Genomic DNA, 20020 nt, shown 5'->3' on the forward strand with positions numbered 1-20020 from the left:
TTGGGCATCGGCCTCGCCGCGGGGACTCAGACGGTGAATAGATGTCCTTCGGTGGGCACGTCGAACAGGCCGATGCGCGCGCCCGCGTCCAGCCACGCGTGCCCGTAGGAGAACGACGCCAGCGCGTTGACGAGGTCGTCGTCGTCTCGAAAGTGGCGACCGTCTTCGAGGTACGCCGACGCCATCTCCTCGCAGTCGAGAGCGGCGTCGTGCATCGGCGTCCCCTCCGGCGGCGCGATCTCGGCGGCGTCGAGCGCGTCGGCGAGCAGTCCCTCGTAGCGGTCCGTCTTCTCCTCGATGTCGGCGGCCATATCGGAGCCAGCGACGGTGTGCGGATAACCGTGTCGGCGTGGCTGTGCGTGCCCGCTACGACAGCGCAAGGTGTATAGGCCGGTGTGGAGTAATCCCGGTAATGACAGAGAGCGAGGAACACCACCGACTCGTCGTCGCCGGCACCGGCATCGCCGGGCTGACGGCGGCCATCTACGCGGGCCGCAGCAACAACGACCCCCTCGTCCTCGAAGGGGACGAACCGGGCGGCCAGCTGACCCTCACCAGCGAAGTCGAAAACTACCCGGGCTTCCCCGAGGGTATCTCCGGCCCGGACCTCATCAACGAAATGAAAGCGCAGGCCGAGCAGTTCGGCGCCGAGCTGCGCCACGGTATCGTCGAGCGAGTCGACGACGGCGAGCGGCCCTTCCGCGTCGAGCTGTCGAACGGCGACACCCTCACCTGTGACGCCTTCATCGCCGCGTCGGGTGCCAGCGCCCGTACCCTCGGCATCCCCGGCGAGGACGACCTGATGGGCTACGGCGTCTCGACGTGTGCGACCTGCGACGGCGCGTTCTTCCGCGGCGAGGACATGCTCGTCGTCGGCGGCGGCGACGCCGCCTGCGAGGAGGCTCACTTCCTCACGAAGTTCGCCGACACCGTCTATCTCGCCCACCGCCGCGAGAAGTTCCGCGCCGAGGACTACTGGATCGAGAAGGTCCAGAAGAAGGTCGACGAGGGAGAGATCGAGATCCTGCGGAACACCGAACTGCTGGAGATCCACGGCTCGGCCGAGGCGGGCGTCGACCACGTCACCCTCGCGCGGAACGACGCCGGCTACCCCTCGGAGAACTTAGACAGCCCCGGGACGGAGCGAGTCGAGATGGACGTCGGCGCGGTGTTCGTCGCCATCGGCCACACGCCGAACACGGGCTATCTCGCCGACACCGGCGTCGAACTCGACGAGACGGGGTACATCCAGACACAGGGCGGCAAAGGCGGCAACCAGACCGCGACCGGCGTTCCCGGGCTGTTCGGGGCCGGCGACGTCGTCGACTACCACTACCAGCAGGCGGTCACCGCCGCCGGGATGGGCTGTAAGGCCGCGATCGACGCGGACGGCTACCTCGAAGACCTCGCGGACGCCGAAGCGAGCGCCGAGTCAGAGGCGCAGGCCGAAGCGGACGACTGAGCGGTAACTGTTCTCGACAGTCGCTCGTCCGGGCATCCACAGTCCTTTAGGCCGGACTCTCGAAGGGGGCCTATGGCACCCGACACTGTCACGCTGACTATCGAAGGCGACGACGCCGAAGACGAACTGACGGTCCCCAGCGACCTCCTCGACATCCTCCGCGAGCAACCCGACGAGTCGGACCCGCAGGTCGTCGGCGACATCGCGATGTTCGGCCTGGCCCAGCGCATCCACGCCGCGGTCCACCACAGCGAGGGCGAGCCCGACGAGGAGATCGCCGAACTGGAGGAGGCGACCCTCGACCTCTTCGAGGAGCGCTTCGGCTCCAGCTTCGGCGAACTGACCGGCCACGACCACTGATTTTCCGACGTTAGACGTCCCACGTCAACAGCACGCCGCCGTCGATGCGCTCGACGTCGGTGAGTTCCAGTTCCGGGAACTCCTCGACGAAGCCGTCGCCGTCGACGAGCGTCGGCGCGTCGCGGCCGCCGATCACCTTCGGCCCGACGAAGACGGAGAGTTCGTCCACCAGCCCCGCCTCGAAGAGGCTGAAGATGAGTTCGCCGCCGCCCTCCACCATGAGACGGTCGATACCGTCGCCCTCGAGCTTCGCCAGCGCCGTGGTCACGTCGACGCGGTCCTCGCCGGCGGCGACGACGTACGCGCCGGCGTCTTCCATCTCCTCGACGAAGTCCGTCGGCGCGGCCTGGCTGACGAGCAGATACGTCTCCGCGCTCCCGTCAAGCACCTTCGCGTCCGGCGGCGTCCGGATTCGCGAGTCGGCGACGACGCGGGCGGGGTTCTCGGAGTCGCCGCGTTCGACGCGGGCCTCCCGTCGGTCGGCGTCTTTGACGGTCAGCGACGGGTCGTCGGCGAGGATGGTGCCGACGCCGACCATGACCGCGTCGCTCTCGGCCCGCAGCTCGTCGACCCGGTCGAAGTCGTCGGGACCGGAGACCGCCAGTTGCTCTCGACGCCGGGAGGAGAGCTTTCCGTCCGCGCTCATCGCGGCGTTGACGACTACGTGCATAGTCGCCGGCAGGCGACTGTGACGAAAACGGGTTTCGGTTCCGTCACCCCAGCGCGATTCCGAGCGGTGACCGGCCCGTTCGCTACGGGCCGGTGTCGGTCCGGTCGCCGGTCGCACAGACTACTAACTAGTTCGTCAGGTAGGTTACAGAACTGGTAGATAGATGACGAAGATATGCCGATATCAGAGTATTTACCCGCTATACATGTCGATTCTTGGCCATCTACCGGCCTAGTTTTTTCACCTTCCCAACGTGAGGTGAGGGCGATGGACGCTCAGGTCACGCCCGAGGAGGTACTCGACGCCTGTTCGGCGAACGACGCGCCCGGCGAGCCGATGACGGCGGACGAGATCGCGGCGGAACTGGAGCGTCCCCGCGACGCGGTCGCCGAGACGCTCGAAGCGCTGGCCGCTCGGGGCGATCTCGAGGGGAAAACCGTCGACGACCGAGTTCGGGTGTGGTGGCGACCCGCCGAACTCGACTCACCGCCCGACCGCTCGTCCGCTCAGAAACCGCGCGACGGCGCGGAAGCTGATACGCCCCACACCGACTTCGAGACGTTGCTGGGGCAGCTATCGATGCCGTTCTACACGCTCGATAGCGGATGGCGCTTCACCTATCTGAACGAAGCCGCCTCGGAGCGACTCGCGGCCGGCGAAGACGTCCTGGGTCGTCGGATCTGGGAGGCGTGCGAGTGGGCGTCGGACCAGCGGTTTCGAGACGAGCTCCGGGCGGCGATGGGCACCGCGGAGCCGACAGCCTTCGAGTTCTATCACCCCGAACCGGTCGGGGCGTGGCGTGCGATCCATCTGTACCCCACTGCGACCGGACTGGCAGTATACGTCTACGACATCGAGACGTGGAAGCGACGCGAGCGCGAACTGAAGCAGTACGAGGACATCGTCGAAGCGATGTCGGACGGCGTCTACGTCGTCGACGAGTCCGGGCGCTTCGCCATGGTCAACGAGGCGTACGCGGAGCTGACGGGATACGCCGAGTCCGACCTGCTCGGGCGGCCGGCTTCGGCGCTGGTCGACGACGAGACGGCCGCGAGAGCCAACGAGCTGAGCCGCGAGCTGACGGCGGAGACACGCGAGGCAGCCAGTTTAGAGGCGGAGCTCCGGACGGCGACCGACGAGCGAATCGTCGCGGAAGCGACGTTCTCCATCGCCAGCGCGGAGGACGGAAGCAGTCGGCGGATCGGCGTCGTCCGCGACGTGACCGAACGCTACGAGCGCGAACGGCGACTCGAAGAGACCGTGACCCGGCTGGAGAGTTTCGCCAGCATGCTCGCTCACGAGCTTCGTAACCCGGTCACCATCGGCCAGATATACAGTCGGCAGCTACCCGACGACGCGGATACGGAGGCCGTCGAGTACGTGAGTGACGCCTTCGATCGCATCGAGGACATGATAGACGTCATGCTCGCACTGGCCCGGGGTCACGAGCCGGTCGGTGAGTGTTCACCGATACCTCTCGCCGAGGTCGCGACGGCCGCGTGGAACGATATCGAGACCGGCGACGCGACCCTGGAGCTAGTGACGGACCGCGAGATACGAGCGGACGAAACGTACCTTCGCCATCTCTTCGGGAGCCTGTTCCAGAACAGCGTGGAACACGGTCGTTCGAGAGACGGCGAGACCGTCACGGTCACCGTCGGCGACCTCCCGACCGGGTTCTACGTGGCCGACGACGGGGACGGCATCCCCTCCGCCGATCTGAACGTCGTCTTCGAGCCGGGCTACACGACGGCGGCCGGCCGCGGCGGAACGGGGTTGGGGCTGGCGTTCGTCGAAGAGTTAGCCGAAGTATACGGCTGGGAGTGTCGCGCGACCGACAGCGAGTCCGGCGGCGCGCGCTTCGAGTTCACGGCGGTGGACTGATCCGTCAACGCGTGGTGAGGGCGTCGCCGCCGACCGCCCTCCGCTACCCACAAACCCTTTTCAACGCCGCCGCCGAACCTCCCGTCGATGTCTCTCGAAGATCATGTCGAGGAACTCGCCTCCGACCTCGACGTAGACAAAGAGGAGGTCAGACGCGACTTAGAGAACCTCGTGGAGTACTCCGTCCCGATGGACGAGGCCAAGCAGAGCCTCCGCCGGAAGTACGGCGGCGGCGACTCCGGCGGCAGCGGCGGCACGCCGTCGAGTAAGGCCATCGGCGAGGTCACCACCGACGACTCGAACGTGACGGTCACCGCCGTCGTCCTCACGTCCGGTCGCCGGTCCATCCAGTACAACGGCGAGCAACACGTCATCCGGGAGGGCCAACTCGCAGACGAGTCCGGTACCATCTCCTACACCGCGTGGGACGGCTTCGAGGGCGACCTCGAACCCGGCGAGACCGTCCAGTTCGGGAACGCCGGCGTCCGCGAGTGGGACGGCCATCCCGAACTCAACCTCGGGCAGAGCACGCAGGCCGAACCCGTGGAAGCGACGCTCGATATCGACGCCGAGGTGGGCGGGGAATCGGCGCTCGCCGACATCGAACCCGGCGACCGCGGCATCACCGTCGAGGTGCGGGTCTTAGAGTGCGAGGAGAAGGTCATCGACGGGCGGGACGGCGAGACGACCATCCTGAGCGGCGTCCTCGGTGACGAGAGCGGGCGGCTCCCCTTCACGGACTGGGAGCCCCACGACGCCATCGAGGAGGGGGCGTCCGTCCGCATCGAGGAGACGTTCGTCCGCGAGTTCCGCGGCGCGCCCTCGGTGAACGTCTCGGAGTTCTCCACGGTCACGCCGCTCTCCGAACCCGTTAGCGTCACCGAAGACGCGCCGCGGATGCGCGTCCGCGAGGCAGTCGAGAGCGGCGGTCAGTTCGACGTGGAACTGGTCGGCAACGTCATCGAGATCCGGGACGGCTCCGGCCTCATCGAGCGCTGTCCCGACTGCGGCCGCGTCGTCCAGAACGGTCAGTGTCGCACCCACGGCGCGGTCGACGGCGAGGACGACCTGCGGACGAAGGCCATCTTAGACGACGGTACCGCCACGGTCACGGTCATCCTCGACGACGAACTCACCGAGCGAGTGTACGGCGGCGACTTGGACGACGCCCGCGAACACGCCCGGGACGCGATGGACAAGGAGGTCGTCGCGGACCGCATCGCCGAGCGCGTCGTCGGCCACGAGTACGTCGTCCGCGGGTCGCTGTCGGTCGACGAGTACGGCGCGAACCTCAACGCCACCGAGTTCGAGGAGGCCGACGACGACCCCGCAGCGCGCGCGAGTGACTTCCTCCAGGGGGTCGACGCATGAGCGAGTCAGAGGACGGCGGGCCGGGCCGTCGCGAGGTCGCCCACCGCCTGTTCGCCGCGGAGTTCGACGATTCGGACTTCTCGTACTCCGAGTCCGACGAGGAGCGCGCCCCGAACTACGTCGTCACGCCCACGGGCGCGCGGGTCAACCGCCTGTTCGCCGTCGGCGTCCTCACCGAGATCGAGCAGGTCAACGAGGAGGTGCTCCGCGCCCGAATCGTCGACCCGACGGGGCCGTTCGTCGTCTACGCCGGGCAGTACCAGCCCGACGCGCTGGCGTTCCTAGAGGGCGCGACGCCGCCGCTGTTCGTCGCCATCACCGGCAAGGCTCGAACGTTCGAACCGGAAGACGGCGACCGCGTGTTCACCTCGATCCGCCCGGAGTCCATCAGCGAGGTGGACGCCGACACCCGCGACCGCTGGGTCGTCCAGACCGCGGAGCAGACCGTCGAGCGCATCGGCCACGCGGCCAGCGCCAAGCAGTCCGATCTCACGGGCGACGACCTCCGCGCTTCGCTCACCGAATCCGGCGTCGGGGAGAGCCTCGCCGCCGGCATCCCGCTGGCGCTGGAACACTACGGCACGACCGGCGACTATCTCGAAGCGCTCCGCGACCTCTCGCTCGACGCGGCCCGCGTCGTGGCGGACGAGGTCGACGAGGCCGGGACGCTGTCGCTGTCGCCCGGCGACGGCACCGACGATCCGCTGCCGGTGCTGGCCGACGCCGAACTCGACACCGACGTGGCGGCGGTCGCGGCCGAAGGCGAGAGCGCCGGCGCGGTCGAAAGCGAGGCGGAATCGACCGGCGAGGCGGAACCGGCGACCGAGGCAGAACCGGCGACCGAGGCAGAACCGGCGACCGAGGCGACCGCGGAGGCCGAGAGCGCCGACACCGAGAGCATGGGCACCGCCGACGCGACGCCCGACGAGGGCGAGACCGTCGAACCGACCGAACCGGAGTCCGACGACGCTCCCACCGAGACCGATACCGACGTGGGAACCGGCGACGAGTTCGCCGGCGACGAGACGGAGATCGCCGATTCGAGCGAGACGGCGACCGCCGCCGAGTCGGCCGAGGCCGGCGCTGACGACGCGGACGCCGACGACGAAGTCGGCGACTTCGACACCGAGTTCGAACTCGACGAGGACGAGCGCGAGGAGATAGAGGCGGAGTACGGCACCGACTTCCAGAGCGGGTCGGAGGTCGACGAGCCGGGCGAGGCCGACATCGAGACGCCGGACCCGGAGGAGTTGGCCGAAGCAGAGGCGGAGGCGTCCGAGGAGGGCGCACCCGCGGACGCCGCCGACGCGGAGTCCGCGCCGGACTCGCCCGGCGCGCCGGCCGGCGACGAGTCGCCCGCACCGAGCGTGGACGCGGCGACGAGCGACGCGCCCGCCGAGACGCCCGAGACGGCGACCGAGGCGGGGGCCGACGAGACCACCCCCGAGGAGTCGGCCGACGCAGCCGACGAACCCGACGCCGAGGACGTCGACCTCGAAGACGCCGTGATGGACGTCATGCGCGACTTGGACGACGGCGGCGGCGCTGACCGCGAGGAGATCCGCGCGACCGTCGCCGAGGAGTACGGAGCCGACCCCGACGCCGTCGAGGACGCGATCCAGGACGCGTTGATGAGCGGGCAATGTTACGAGCCCGAAGACGGCAAGCTGACCCCCATCTGAGACGGGCGCGCAGTCGCGCCCCTTTTCTCCCGTCGTCGCCAACGCGAGAGCGATGCGCGTCGAACCGCTCCCGAACGCCCCGGCCGCCACCGTCGAGACCGACGGCGAGCGACTGCTGGCGGTGGCCGATTACCACGCCGGTATCGAGGCCGGACTTCGCTACGAGGGCGTTTCACTCCAGTCGGCGGCCGACGAGCGTCGCGAGCGGGTACTCGACCTCCTCGACAGAGCGCGAGCGGACCGACTGGTCGTCCTCGGCGACCTCGGTCACGCCATCGGCGACCCCTTCGCCGAGGAGCGCGAGGAGTTGACTGAACTGTTCGAGGCCGTGGAGGTGCCGGTCACCCTCGTGAAGGGGAACCACGACGGCGACCTGGAACCCGTCCTCGCCGAGATGGACGCCGCCGTCGACGTGACGCCGGGCCACGGGACCCGCGTCGGCGACGTCGGGTTCGTCCACGGACACACGTGGCCCGCTCCCGACGTCCTGAACGCCGAGGTCGTCTGCGTGGGCCACGAACATCCCGTCGTCAGACTGGAGGACGAGGTCGGCGGCGCGCGCAAGGAACGGGCGTGGCTCCGCGGGTCGCTCGTCGCCGACCCGTTCGCCGACCGCTACGGCGCGGCCGTCGAGACGAGCGCCGACCTCGTCGTCTTCCCGGCGTTCAACGACCGCTCGGGCGGGACGTGGGTCAACGTCGAGGGACAGGACTTCCTCGCGCCGTTTCTCCCGGACGGGATGGCCGACGCGGAGGCGTTCTTGCTCGACGGGACGCGACTCGGGCAGTATCGGCGGGTGTGATTCTCCGTCCTATTCGCTCACGACGGCCTCTAAGCGCTCGACGAGTTCCACGTTCCCCAGAAACGTCGGCGTCCGCCCGTGGAGTTCGTCGGGTTCGACGTCCAGGAGCGATTGGGACCCGTCGGAGGAGCCGCCGCTGGCCGCTTCGACGAGGTACGCGAGCGGCGCGGCCTCGAAGTGGACGCGGAGCTTGCCGTCGGGATACGTGGTCGTCGCCGGGTAGCCGAAGATACCGCCGTACTCCAGCACCTGTGCGAGGTCGGCCACCGTCGCGCCGCCGTAGCGGAGTTTCAGCTCCCGGCTCAGCTGCTGGGCGAAGTCGTTGACCGCGTCGGTTCGCTCGCCGCTCTTGCCGGCGATGCCGACCACGGTCGGTTCCTCGGGCAGCGAGAACGTCCCCCAGCGCTCGCTGTGGCCGTCGCGCAGGAGGTACTCCTGAACCACGTCGCGGTCCTCGCGGGCGACTGTCATCGTCGTGTAGGGGCCGTAGAGGACCATCATCGCGGCGACCATATCGCGACCCGTCGCGGGGAGCGGCGCGTCGTAGACGCCGACGATAGTGCCGACGGAGTTGTTCGACGCGAGATTCGCCGAGCCGTCCAGCGGGTCGATGGCGACGGCGTAGCCCTCGCCGCAGTCCACCACGTTCTCTCGCTCTTCGCTCGCGTAGCCGCCGACGCCGTCGATGTAGGACAGGGCGTCGAAGAATAGGTCGTCGGCCCACACGTCGCCGCCGACCTGCCGTTCGCCGCTGGGGTTCTCGTCGCCGGGATCTCCGCCGCCGCGTCGGCCGGCGTAGTTGGCGAGGTTCCGGCGCATGTAGTGTGCCGTGTCCTTGACCGCCCGTTCGATGTCGTCGAGCGTGTTCATCGACCCGCCCTCGCGCTGTCACTGGGTTCGAACATGTCCCCACGTCGTCTCGCCGGCGACATAAACTACACGTGCGGTTTCGGAAAGAGGTCTTCGGCCGGCTGGTCGTCTAACCACTCGCAGAGACCGGTGAGGTTCGAAAGCGCCGCATCGAACAGTTTCTCGCCCGCCTCGGCCGAGGCGTCGGTCTGGTCGCCGAGCACGCCGTTCTCGGTGTTGTCGATGGCGTCGTAGAAGGTGCGAGCGCCGTTGACGCGCCCGGTCGTCTCGTCGAACTCCCTGCAGCCGCCGTCGCGGGCGTCCTCGAGGCGCTCCTCGTGGACCAGTTCGCCGGCGAGATACTGGACGAGCGACGTCTCCTTGGGCCCGCCGTGGGGGCCGGGCGTCTCGAACGTCTCCGCTATCAGGTCGGTGATGCTCTCGTCCCACATCCACTCGATGGCGTACAGCGTCCCGTCGTCGCGCAGCCGGCGGCCCACCTCGCGGAGATGCTCGACGTTGCCGCCGTGGGCGTTGACGAAGATGACGCGGTCGATGCCGTGGTACGCCAGATTCCGGGTGATGCTCTCGACGTAGTCCCGGAACGCCGGCGCGTCGGCCCACATCGTTCCGTGGAACTGCCGGTGGTGGGGGCTGACGCCGACGTTGACGGTCGGCGTACAGAGATAGCCCGTCTCCTCGGCGGCCCGGCGGGCGAAGGACTCGGCGATGATGTGGTCGGTCGCTTCGGGGAGATGCGGTCCGTGTTGCTCCGTCGACCCCAGCGGCATCAGCGCCAGCGACTCCGACTCGAAGTACGATTCGAGGTCCGGCCACGCCTCGTCGGCGAGATACATGGACCCAGTTCCGGCGCGAGCGCCTTGAAACCGATGCCGAATAGGCCCGATAACGTGTGACACGACGCGCTTAACCGGTCGTATCCGCTAGGCGGGTTCGATGAGCGAGACCGGTGTCGCGGCGTTCAGCGTGCTCGGCGACGAAGTCCGAAGCGCCCTCTCCGAGCGCGGGTTCACGACGCCGACGGAACCACAGCGCGAGGCGATCCCGCGACTGGCGCGCGGCGAGGACGCGCTCGTCGTCGCGCCCACCGGCACCGGCAAGACGGAGACGGCGATGCTTCCGGTGTTGGACGCGCTCGCGAGCGCCGAGGAGGACCGCTTCGGTATCGGCGCGCTGTACATCACGCCGCTGCGGGCGCTCAACCGCGACATGCGCGAGCGGCTGGAGTGGTGGGGCGAGACGCTCGACCTGGACGTCGACGTCCGTCACGGTGATACGACCGACTACCGGCGAAGTCAACAGGCCGACGATCCACCGGACGTGCTGGTGACGACCCCCGAGACGCTGCAGGCGATGCTCACGGGATCGAAACTCCGGACGGCGCTCGAAGACGTGAACCACGTCGTCGTCGACGAGGTCCACGAACTCGCCGCGGCCAAGCGCGGCGCGCAGTTGACCATCGGGCTCGAGCGACTGCGCGAAGTTTCGGGTCCGTTCCAGCGGATCGGCCTCTCGGCGACGGTCGGCGACCCACAGGAGGTCGGGCGCTTCCTCACCGGCGGTCGCGGCTGCTCGGTCGTCGAGGTGGACATCGGCAGTCGATTAGACGTGGACGTGGTGCGACCGCAGGTGACCGACCGCGACGAGCGACTCTCGAGCGAGCTCGTCACCGACGCCGAGACGGCCAGTCACGTCCGCTTCATCGACGACCTGATACGGGAGAACGAGTCCGTCCTGCTGTTCGTCAACACCCGCCAGACCGCCGAGGCGCTCGGCTCGCGGTTCAAGGAGCTCGGGACGAACCTCGGCGTCCACCACGGGTCGCTCTCGAAGGAGGCCCGCATCGACGTCGAGGACCGGTTCAAGGCCGGGGAACTCGACGCCCTGCTCTGTACCTCCTCGATGGAACTCGGTATCGACGTGGGCCGGGTCGACCACGTCGTCCAGTACGGCAGTCCCCGGCAGGTGTCCCGGCTCGTCCAGCGGGTCGGCCGCGCCGGCCACCGCCGCGACGAGATCTCCTCGGGAGCCGTCGTGACGACCCACGCCGACGACACGCTGGAAGCGCTCGCCATCGCTCGGCAGGCGCAGGACGGCGACGTCGAGCCCGCCGAGATTCACGACGGGAGCCTCGACACCGTCGCCAATCAAATAGCTGGCATCGTGATGGACACGGGCGAGGTGCGGGCGATGGAAGCGTATCGCATCATCACCCGGGCGTATCCGTTCCGCGATATCGACGAAGACGCCTTCAAGGAAGTCGTCCGGGAACTGGCCGCCAACAACGTCGTTTGGCTGGACGAGGAGCGCGACACGCTCGAAAAGCGCCGCGGCACTTGGCAGTACTTCTATCAGAACCTATCGATGATACCCGACGAGGCCACTTACGACGTGGAGGACGTGGCCTCGGGCCAGCAGGTCGGAACTCTGGACGAGCGGTTCGTCGTCAACTTCGCCACGCCCGGCGAGGTGTTCGTCCAGCGCGGCGAGATGTGGCGCATCACCAACATCGACGAGGAGGAGGAGGTCGTGACCGTCTCCCCCATCGAGGACCCCGCCGGCGAGGTGCCTTCGTGGGTAGGTTCTGAGATTCCCGTTCCACAGGCCGTCGCGGGCGAGGTCGGAGAACTGCGGCGAGTCGCCGGCGAGCAGTTACAGGAGGGCGCGCCCGCCGAATCGGTCGCGGCCCACGTCGCGCGCCGGTACGACGCCGACGCGGGGACGGTGGCCGACGGCCTCTCGCAACTGGAGGGTCACGACGCCCCGATTCCCGACGCCGAGACGATACTCGTCGAGTTCCGCGGCCGGGAAGTCCTCGTCAACTGCTGTTACGGTCACAAGGTCAACGAGACGCTGGGACGGGTCCTCTCGTCCCTCCTCGGGCAGCGGGCGGGGTCGTCCGTCGCGATGGAGGTCGACCCCTACCGCATCGAACTCGAAGTGCCCCGCCGCATCAGCGCCGGCGACGTGATGGAGGTCTTAGAGGAGACCGACCCCGACCACCTCCCGGCGCTCGTCGAGTTGAGCCTGAAGAACGCCGACGCCCTGAAGTTCAAGCTCGCGCAGGTCGCCACGAAGTTCGGGTCGCTCAAGCGCTGGCGCGGCCGCGGCTCGACGGACTTCGGTCGGGACCGACTGCTGGCCGCGCTGGAGGACACCCCGATGTACGACGAGGCGCTGCGCGAGGTGCGCCACGAGGACCTCGCTATCGAGGGGACTGCAGCGCTACTGGGAGCGATTCAATCCGGCGACATCGCCCTCGAAACCGTCGGCGAACGCACGCCCATCGGCCTCGGCGGGAACGCCTCGGGTCGAGAGTTACTCTCGCCGGAGAACGCCGACGCGAGCGTCATTCAGACCGTGCGAGAGCGCATCCAGAGCGACCGCGTCATCCTCGCCTGTCTGCACTGTCAGGAGTGGGACCGCAAGCAGCAGGTCAGTCGGGTGCGTGACCAGCCGGAGTGCCCCGAGTGCGGGTCCACTCGCGTCGCCGCGCTGAACCCGTGGGCCGACGAGGTCGTGGCGGCGGTGCGGGCCGACGAGAAGGGCGACGAACAGGAGAAGATGACCGAGCGGGCCTACCGCGCCGGGTCGCTCGTCCAGACGCACGGCAAGCAGGCAGTCGTCGCCCTCGCCGCGCGCGGCGTCGGGCCGCACAACGCCGCCCGGATCATCAACCGCCTGCGCGAGGACGAAGACGAGTTCTATCGGGACATCCTCCGACAGGAGCGGGAGTACGCCAGAACGCAGTCGTTCTGGGGGTAGGCAAGTCGTCCCGGGGTCGTCGCGGCGAGGCTAGCTCAGTCGCCGAATCGCTTCGGCTAGCGGCTCTTCGACGGCCGACGGATCGGCGTTCTGAACTGTGAAGGAAGTGTGGCGTTCGTCTACGTCCATCGCCTCCGAGAGCAGGCCGCCGCGGCGGTCGACCTCCATGTGGACGGTCAGGCCGCCGTCGTCGTAGACGGGGATCATCTCGACTTCGTCGACGTCGCCGGAGAACTCGCCGCGCTGCGGGCGGAACTCGAACTCCTGGACGAACCTCGCGGACGTCGAGAAGATGCCGCCGGGGCGGGCCTGACACGAGGAGGAACGGAGCGAGAAGCCCAGGTCCTCCAGCGCGTCGAAGACGGCCTGGAGCCGGTCCGTGGGGCGGACGTCGATGCGGTCCTCGTCTTCCGGGTCGACGGCCAGCGAGATGTCCAGCCCGGTCTCGATCTCGACGGAGACCGAGCCGACGGTCACGGGCGTCCGTCGCGGCACGTCGATGGTCGTCTCGAAGCGCCGCTCGTCGTCGGCCTCGATAGTGAACGGGTCGGTGAGTCGCCACTTGTCGACGATGGCGTCGGCGTAGCCCTCCTCAGTGCGGTACTCAGTTTCTAGGGCGAAGTAGACGGCGTCGATCTCCTGGTCGGTCGAACCGCCTTCGACGTGGACCTCGGCGTCGACCGAGTCGCCGGCACGGACCGTACTGGAGGGGAGGATGGTATCTACGCGGGCGGAGCCAATCCCGATGCGGGAGAGCACGTCTCTCATGCCACCGGTCGTTGGCGGCGGCTTCCGGTATAAACTTCGTGGTGATCAGGGGTTCTCGTCGGCGGATTCGTCCGTCGCGCCCTCGCTGCCGAAGCCCGCGCGTTCGTGGAGCGGTCCGGGTTCGCCCCGCGCCTGCCGGGCGGCGCGCTCGGAGACTCGCCGCGCCAAGAGCGCCGCGACGATGGCGGGAACCGCCAGCGCGGCGGCGACGAGGAGCGTTCGGTCCGAGCCGACGCCACCGCCGGAGAGCGAGTCGTAGCCCAGCGCGGCCACGACGGCGAGGACGCCGGCGACGACGAGGTAGAGGCCGCGAGCGAGCGCCGCGCTCGGGTTCGGGAGGCGCGCGAGCGCCGCCGCCGACCCGAGCCAGCCGGCGAGCAGGAGTCCGGCGATGGCGAGAAAGGGCAGGTCGCCGACGGCGATAGCGACGGCGTAGGCGAACAGCGGCGCGATGGCGACGCCGAGCGCGAGTCCCGTCAGGAGGACGGCCCACCGCGGCGCGGCGTTCACGTCGCCGTCGTAGGCCGCGCTCATCCGCTCGTCGAGAAGGGCCGCTACCTCCTCGGAGACCAACTGCTCGCCGCACGCCGGGCACTCTACCGCCGTCGCCGCCAGTGACTCCCCGCAGGCGGGACAGGCCGGGTCGTCGGCCGCGCGCCACTCGTCCATACCGTCGCATGCGACGCCAACGGCTTGAGTGGTCCGCTCGGTCCGACGGCCGACTGCCCGCTCGTCGTCGGGTTCCGTACGATCGGCTTGCCGTTCGCTACGCTCTGCTTACCCTGTCACGATGGTGACGTTCACCGCTTCGAGGCCGTCCGGACGGTAACGTCGTCCTGCGAACCGCGATCTCTCATCGAGGGTCGTTAACAAAGTGCGAGAGGGCACTGCTTGCTTCATGGAGCGATATCCACTCGACTCCTCTCGACGTGACGTGATGAAGGCGCTCGGCGCGGGCGCGGTGCTGTCGGGACTCGGCGGCACGGCGACCGCACAGACCGACGACGGAGAGACCGATGCCGGGCAGAGTAGCGACACCCCGTCATCCGGCGATGGCGCGGGGACGGTCTACGAAGTCGAGACGCTGATACGGGGGCCGCCGACCAATCAGAATCGGCCGGTCGACTTCTTCTATCAGCCGACGGGCCTCCACGTCCAGCCGGGCGACGTCATCAAGTTCGTCTTCACCACCCCGGACCACAACGTCGTTAGCTATCACCCGGCCTTCGGGATGCGACGGCGGGTTCCGACCGGTGTCCGCGCCTTCTCCTCGCCGGTACTGGGCTGGCAACCGCGCTCTATCGCCGACGACCAGATAGAGCCGCCGGGAGAGATGGGCAGTGCGGGCGAAGGTGGAGAGCAAGATAGCGATGGCCAGCAGAGCGGGGAGCAACGGGGCGGCGGCCCGCGCGAACCCGTTCCGTCGACGTGGCTCTACGCCTTCGAGACGCCGGGCGTCTACGACCTGCTGTGTTCGCCCCACGAGACGTACGGCATGGCGATGCGCGTGGTCGTCGGCGACGCCACCGAAGCGCCCTTCGAGACGAGCGACCCGAACGCGCTCCCGGCACCGCGTGCCGGTCCCGTCGAACTCGCCCGGGAGACGCTCACGGACCCGGCGCTCGAACCCTCGAACATCGTCGAACAAGGGTCGGTGATGTGGGAGTCGCTGGAGGCGGTCGGCGGGCAGTCCGGGCAGACGCAGGGCTGACGTACGAGTCGCGCGAGCCACGCGAGACGCACCCCTCCATCGATGGCCGACGGCGCGTGATAAACGACTAAACGGCGGCGACCCGTCCGCTGGTCCATGCGACTGGAGGAGTACTGGGGAATCGGGCCGAAGACGTCCGAACTGCTGGCCGAGGAGCTGGGCGTCGAACGGGCCGTCGAAGCCATCGAGACGGCGAACACGCGAGCGCTGACCGCCGCGGGGCTCTCCCGCGGGCGGGCGACGCGCATCCTGCGGCGAGCGTCCGGGGCCGAGTCGATGGACCTGCTTGCGACTCGGGACACCCGCGACGTGTACAAGGAGCTACTGGACCTCGCCGAGGAGTACGCGGTCACGGCCGACGCCGCCGACAGGATCCGCGTCCTGACGCCGCTGCCCACCCGCGAGGCGATGACCGAGCGACTGGACGACGTCCTCGAAGCGGAGACGACGTGGCGCGACCTCTCGGACGACGACCAGCGAGCCGTTCTCGACGCCTTCGAGCGCTACGACGCGGGGACGGGCGAGCGAGCGGCCGTCGAGACGGCGCTCGCGCTGCTGGAGACCGGCGTCGGAGACGGCATCTTCGAGCAGGTGTCGGCGCTCGATACCGACGCACTCGAAGACGCTCGGGCGGCGCTGGCCGGCCTCGCCGGCGAGGGCGAACGAGTCGGCGAGGGGGCCGACGCGGAACTCGACCGCCTCCGCGCACAGCTCGGCGACGTCGAGGACTTGGCGGCCGCCGCGCCCGAAGTGGTCGAGGCCGTCCAGGAAGGGGCGCGCCGTCCAGCTGACTTCCAGGACGCGCTCGTCCGGTACGTCACCGACGAAACGGGGATGGACGCCGCGCGAGTCCGCGACGCGATGCCGAGCGAGGCGACGGACGCACAGGACTTCGTCGACGCCGCCCTCCGCGAACTGCGCCGGTCGCTCCGGAGCGCCGTCGAGGAGCGCGAAACGGCGGTCGCAGAGCGACTGGAAGACGACCTCGCGGCCGCGCGCGAGGACATCGACGCGGCCGTCGCCGTCGTGGACGACGTCTCGCTGTCCGTCTCGCTGGCCCGCTTCGCCATCGGCTACGACCTGACGCGGCCGACCTTCGTCGACCGCGAGACCGTCGCCGTGCGAAATGCACGGAACCTCGCGCTCGCCGACGCCGACGACGTGCAACCGGTCACCTACGCCGTCGGCGACCACGCGCTCGACGTCGAGCGGGCCGACGCCCCGCCCAGCGGCGACCGGGTGGCGGTGCTCACCGGCGCGAACTCCGGCGGGAAGACGACCCTCTTGGAGACGCTCTGTCAGGTTCAGTTGCTCGCGCAGATGGGGCTGCCCGTCCCCGCCGACGCCGCGGAGGTCGGCATCGTCGACACCGTCGTCTTCCACCGCCGTCACGCCTCGTTCAACGCGGGCGTCCTCGAATCGACGCTCCGGTCGGTCGTCCCGCCGCTGACCGGCGGCGACCGGACGCTGATGCTCGTCGACGAGTTCGAAGCCATCACGGAACCGGGCTCGGCGGCGAACCTGCTGCACGGCCTCGTCACGCTGACCGTCGACCGCGACGCGTTGGGCGTCTTCGTCACGCACCTCGCGGCGGATCTCGAACCGCTCCCCGACGCCGCCCGCGTCGACGGCATCTTCGCCGAGGGACTGGACCCCGACCTGAACCTGCAGGTGGACTATCAGCCGCGGTTCGGCACCGTCGGGAAGTCCACGCCGGAGTTCATCGTCTCCCGACTCGTCGCAAACGCCAACGATCCGGTCGAGCGCGGCGGGTTCGAGACGCTCGCGCAGGCCGTCGGCGAGGAAGCGGTCCAGCGGACCCTCTCGGACGTTCGCTGGGACGAGGCCGAGTGAGGCGACCGGCGAACCGACGGCTGCTCGGTTACGAGAACGAGAGGAAGCCCGCGGTGTTACCGACGGCGGGCGCGTCGGCGGTCGTCGTCTCGCTGCTTTCGTCGCTGTTCCGCGATGGCGATGAGATACGTCGTTCGCATTCGTTGGTCCTCTCTCCGCCGGGGGTCGAACCCGGAGACCGGAGGATATCCGGCGTCCGCCAGCGGACGCGGAGAGGCGGGGAGGGCCGAAGCGCGGGTTACGCGTCTTCGACGGCGAGACGGTCGACGGCGAGGATACCGAACCCGTCGGCGAGGCAGTCCGTCGCCGCCGTCTCGGGCGCGATGTCGTCGATATCGGGAACGGCGATCGACACTCGCAGGTCGGCGTCGACCCGGAGGTCGGTGAACGTCGGTCGGACGCCGCGGACTCGCCGTACGGTGACTTCGGCCACGCCGTCGACGTTCTCGACGACGTCGGCGACGCCGCTCTCTAAGTCGTCGGATCCGCCGCGGGGGACCCGCAGCGAGATCTCGGCCGATGCCTCGACGGGGGCAGTCGCTTTCAGCGACATAGACCGACGGCCGGAGTCGAACCGGGCGGGGACTCGCCGACCGAGTCCGTCGGTGGGGCGACACAGCGGTCGCTGGATGGAGATGAGTCTCACCGGTTGGCTTTTCGACCACCCGAGTCCGGCCGGCCGGCGAAGACGGACGACGGTCGTCTATCGCCGAGCGAACCGTCTACCCGCGAAGGTAGCTGAGTTGCCCGGCGGCCGTCGGCAGCGGCGTCGCCGGCGAGTCGGGTCGTCGGAAGACGAGATCGAAGCGCCGCCGCAGTGGGCGTCCGCGCGACCGGACAACCGTCCCACGGCGGCGCTGCGTCCCTATGCGAGGCGGGACGGACGGGCGTTCACCCGACCGATCCAGTCCCCGGCAAAGGGAATCCCGGACGCGGCGAGCGTGCCGCGTCCGGCGACCGACCACACGCTGTAAACATAGCGTGCGGCGGGCGGCGATGGGGTCTGGATTTCGTCGGTCATGGGAACACCACGTCGCTTCGTGTGACGTGTTTTATCCATCTCGGGAGCACATATTAAATCTACTGCACGTTCGGTAGCCCGTGGCACAGCCGGCCGTCGCCCGCGATCCCGGGAACCCGTACCTCTTTCTCGGCGAGGGGCGAACCGTCGAGCGATGCCGTTCACGCTCCGTTCCCACACGGCAGACGTCGCCGTCGAGGCCACCGGTGGAACGCTCGGTGAGACGTTCGCCGCTACGGCCGACGGCCTCGCCGCCGCGATGTGCGAGACGGTTCCCGACGAGGGCGAGCGATTCGACCTCCGCGTCACCGCCGAGTCCGTCGAGGCGCTCCTGTTCGACTACCTCGACCAACTCATCTACGAGCGAGACGTCCGCAGCGTCCTCCCGGTCCGAAACGACGCCGCCGTCACGGAGGAGGATGGCGAGTGGGTAGTCGAAGCGAGCGCTCGCGGCGTCCCGCTCGCGGCCGTCACCGCCAGAGAGGTGAAAGCCGTCACCTACTCCGAGATGGCCGTCGAATCGACGCCCGACGGCTGGCGCGCCTACGTCGTCTTCGACGTTTAGTCGAGCCGCTCCCCGCAGTCGGGACAGAACGTCGCCGTCGTCTCCGGCGGAATCTCTCGGCCGCAGGCGGGACACGCCTCGGACGTGGACGCGTCGCGGCGCTCCGGCGAGAACACCGCCGTGTCGTCGAGCCACCCGTCGTCCTCGCCCTCGGTGTCCGACGAGCCGTCCGCGTCGTCGAACGTCGTCACTCCCGAACCCACGTTCGTCTCCATCTCCTCTGGCACCGACTGGTCCGGCGTGAACACTCGCGTGTTCGAGGACCGGTCGCCTTCGTCTCCGACGGTGGTCTCGGCCGTCTCGCTCTCGGCGGCGTTCTCGCCTCTCTCGCCGTCCGCGTCCGACAGCGTCTCGTCCCCGGTGGCGCGGTCACTCGTCGATCCGGCCCGTGCTCCGCTTCGCCCTCCTTCCGCCTGCGCGACCGGCGGCATGATCGGGAACCGCTGGCCGGGCCGGCGCGACGGCTCGGCGAGGGGCGCTTTCGACCTGACGACCGCGCCGGCGATCTGCTGGGCGAGGAGGTACGTCGTCGAGAGGAGCGCGGGAGTCGCGACCACCGCCGTCAACGCGGTACCCGGACCGACCCCAGTCAGTTCGAGTACCGTCTCGACGACGCCATCGACGCCAGCGGCGCTCACCAGATTCCCGACGGAGGGACTCACGCTACCGAGGAACGTCGCCTGGACGAGCCACCCGGCCGCCAGCGCCGCGCCGGTCGCGAACAGAAAGAGCGTGAACAGCGGCGGCACCGACAGCGAGTACACTCGATAGCCGTAGACGACGGTCCGTACGAGCAGGTGGACGCTGGCTACGAGCGCCACCGCAATCGCGATCGGCGTCGACCCGATGGCGAGCGACACTAACAGACAGCCGAGTAAGACGATCCCCGGCGGTGCGACGAGGACGCTCGGATGGTTCAGTCGATATCGCTTGGCGAGGTTCCCGTGCCTGTTTCGGAACCGTCCGTTCGTCAGCCACGCGGCCACGGTCGCGGGCACGAGGAGCCACGCGACGACGGCGACGACCGAGAGCCCCGTGACGGGCACGCCACCGACGGTCAGCACCGCCGCGTCGACGAACCCCGGCACGAGGCGTCCGACGGCGAGGCCGGTGAGGACGACCCACGCGCCGTAGAAGAGGTACCCCGCGAGTCCGCCGACGAGCACCCACCACTCGGTAGCGAGCAGCGACAGCGACCGACGGAACTCCTCGACGGGGAACCCATCCGACATTAC

At 69.1% G+C, this 20020-nt stretch carries 19 protein-coding genes; 11 read left to right on the forward strand and 8 right to left on the reverse strand.

The genetic code is table 11. The annotated features are described in order from the left end of the window. Nucleotides 1-26: 26 nt before the first annotated feature. A complete protein-coding gene (locus EGH23_RS06480; protein WP_135303203.1) occupies nucleotides 27-311 on the reverse strand; it encodes a DUF357 domain-containing protein in 285 nt (94 codons plus the stop codon). Nucleotides 312-412: 101 nt separating this feature from the next. Between EGH23_RS06480 and EGH23_RS06485 the strand changes: the two genes are divergently transcribed. Further along, nucleotides 413-1462 (forward strand): NAD(P)/FAD-dependent oxidoreductase, encoded by a 1050-nt coding sequence (locus EGH23_RS06485; RefSeq protein WP_220579163.1) that lies wholly within the window; start codon nucleotides 413-415, stop codon nucleotides 1460-1462. A 72-nt stretch (nucleotides 1463-1534) separates the two neighbouring features. Next, nucleotides 1535-1822, forward strand: a complete 288-nt coding sequence (locus EGH23_RS06490) for a DUF7545 family protein (protein WP_220579164.1) — start codon at nucleotides 1535-1537, stop codon at nucleotides 1820-1822. Nucleotides 1823-1832: 10 nt separating this feature from the next. Here EGH23_RS06490 and EGH23_RS06495 read toward each other — a convergent pair whose 3' ends face one another. Continuing rightward, a complete protein-coding gene (locus EGH23_RS06495) occupies nucleotides 1833-2492 on the reverse strand; it encodes a 2,5-diamino-6-(ribosylamino)-4(3H)-pyrimidinone 5'-phosphate reductase (RefSeq protein WP_220579165.1) in 660 nt (219 codons plus the stop codon). A 267-nt stretch (nucleotides 2493-2759) separates the two neighbouring features. Here EGH23_RS06495 and EGH23_RS06500 point away from each other — a divergent pair, with 267 nt between their 5' ends. The 4 genes from EGH23_RS06500 to EGH23_RS06515 all read left to right on the forward strand — a co-directional run bounded on the left by EGH23_RS06500 (nucleotide 2760) and on the right by EGH23_RS06515 (nucleotide 8231). Further along, the gene (locus EGH23_RS06500; protein WP_220579166.1) at nucleotides 2760-4376 is read left to right on the forward strand and encodes a PAS domain S-box protein; all 1617 of its coding nucleotides are present in this window, start codon (nucleotides 2760-2762) and stop codon (nucleotides 4374-4376) included. Between the two features lie 87 nt (nucleotides 4377-4463). Continuing rightward, complete coding sequence (locus EGH23_RS06505; protein ID WP_220579167.1) at nucleotides 4464-5747, forward strand: Single-stranded DNA binding protein; 1284 nt, start codon at nucleotides 4464-4466, stop codon at nucleotides 5745-5747. Further along, complete coding sequence (locus EGH23_RS06510; RefSeq protein WP_220579168.1) at nucleotides 5744-7429, forward strand: hypothetical protein; 1686 nt, start codon at nucleotides 5744-5746, stop codon at nucleotides 7427-7429. Before EGH23_RS06505 ends, EGH23_RS06510 begins: the two co-directional genes overlap by 4 nt. 52 nt (nucleotides 7430-7481) lie before the next feature. Beyond that, the gene (locus EGH23_RS06515; protein WP_220579169.1) at nucleotides 7482-8231 is read left to right on the forward strand and encodes a metallophosphoesterase; all 750 of its coding nucleotides are present in this window, start codon (nucleotides 7482-7484) and stop codon (nucleotides 8229-8231) included. Nucleotides 8232-8240: 9 nt separating this feature from the next. Here EGH23_RS06515 and EGH23_RS06520 read toward each other — a convergent pair whose 3' ends face one another. Together EGH23_RS06520 and EGH23_RS06525 are read right to left on the reverse strand one after the other, a co-directional pair. Continuing rightward, complete coding sequence (locus EGH23_RS06520; RefSeq protein WP_220579170.1) at nucleotides 8241-9101, reverse strand: class 1 fructose-bisphosphatase; 861 nt, start codon at nucleotides 9099-9101, stop codon at nucleotides 8241-8243. A 65-nt stretch (nucleotides 9102-9166) separates the two neighbouring features. Further along, nucleotides 9167-9937 carry a creatininase family protein gene (locus EGH23_RS06525; RefSeq protein ID WP_220579171.1) on the reverse strand — a complete coding sequence of 257 codons (771 nt, stop codon included), beginning with the start codon at nucleotides 9935-9937 and terminating at the stop codon, nucleotides 9167-9169. A gap of 100 nt (nucleotides 9938-10037) precedes the next feature. Here EGH23_RS06525 and EGH23_RS06530 point away from each other — a divergent pair, with 100 nt between their 5' ends. Continuing rightward, a complete protein-coding gene (locus EGH23_RS06530) occupies nucleotides 10038-12866 on the forward strand; it encodes a DEAD/DEAH box helicase (RefSeq protein ID WP_220579172.1) in 2829 nt (942 codons plus the stop codon). Nucleotides 12867-12896: 30 nt separating this feature from the next. Here the strand turns inward: EGH23_RS06530 and EGH23_RS06535 are convergent, their stop codons facing one another. Together EGH23_RS06535 and EGH23_RS06540 are read right to left on the reverse strand one after the other, a co-directional pair. Further along, a complete protein-coding gene (locus tag EGH23_RS06535) occupies nucleotides 12897-13634 on the reverse strand; it encodes a sporulation protein (RefSeq protein WP_220579173.1) in 738 nt (245 codons plus the stop codon). Between the two features lie 45 nt (nucleotides 13635-13679). Beyond that, nucleotides 13680-14303, reverse strand: a complete 624-nt coding sequence (locus tag EGH23_RS06540; protein ID WP_220579174.1) for a zinc ribbon domain-containing protein — start codon at nucleotides 14301-14303, stop codon at nucleotides 13680-13682. A 229-nt stretch (nucleotides 14304-14532) separates the two neighbouring features. Here EGH23_RS06540 and EGH23_RS06545 point away from each other — a divergent pair, with 229 nt between their 5' ends. Continuing rightward, a complete protein-coding gene (locus EGH23_RS06545) occupies nucleotides 14533-15345 on the forward strand; it encodes a plastocyanin/azurin family copper-binding protein (RefSeq protein ID WP_220579175.1) in 813 nt (270 codons plus the stop codon). 96 nt (nucleotides 15346-15441) lie between these two features. Beyond that, on the forward strand, nucleotides 15442-17199 hold the full coding sequence (locus EGH23_RS06550; RefSeq protein ID WP_220579176.1) for a MutS-related protein: 1758 nt from the start codon (nucleotides 15442-15444) through the stop codon (nucleotides 17197-17199). A 238-nt stretch (nucleotides 17200-17437) separates the two neighbouring features. On the opposite strand, the gene EGH23_RS06555 is transcribed toward EGH23_RS06550, so the two are convergent. Next, the gene (locus tag EGH23_RS06555; protein WP_220579177.1) at nucleotides 17438-17752 is read right to left on the reverse strand and encodes a hypothetical protein; all 315 of its coding nucleotides are present in this window, start codon (nucleotides 17750-17752) and stop codon (nucleotides 17438-17440) included. An 82-nt stretch (nucleotides 17753-17834) separates the two neighbouring features. Between EGH23_RS06555 and EGH23_RS06560 the strand changes: the two genes are divergently transcribed. Together EGH23_RS06560 and EGH23_RS06565 are read left to right on the forward strand one after the other, a co-directional pair. Beyond that, on the forward strand, nucleotides 17835-18173 hold the full coding sequence (locus tag EGH23_RS06560; RefSeq protein ID WP_220579178.1) for a hypothetical protein: 339 nt from the start codon (nucleotides 17835-17837) through the stop codon (nucleotides 18171-18173). A gap of 201 nt (nucleotides 18174-18374) precedes the next feature. Next, nucleotides 18375-18785, forward strand: a complete 411-nt coding sequence (locus tag EGH23_RS06565) for an archease (RefSeq protein WP_220579179.1) — start codon at nucleotides 18375-18377, stop codon at nucleotides 18783-18785. Here the strand turns inward: EGH23_RS06565 and EGH23_RS06570 are convergent. After that, nucleotides 18782-20017 carry a zinc ribbon domain-containing protein gene (locus EGH23_RS06570; RefSeq protein ID WP_220579180.1) on the reverse strand — a complete coding sequence of 412 codons (1236 nt, stop codon included), beginning with the start codon at nucleotides 20015-20017 and terminating at the stop codon, nucleotides 18782-18784. The two genes, EGH23_RS06565 and EGH23_RS06570, sit on opposite strands and share 4 nt — an antisense overlap. Nucleotides 20018-20020 lie beyond the last annotated feature (3 nt).

Source organism: Haloarcula nitratireducens, from assembly GCF_019599505.1.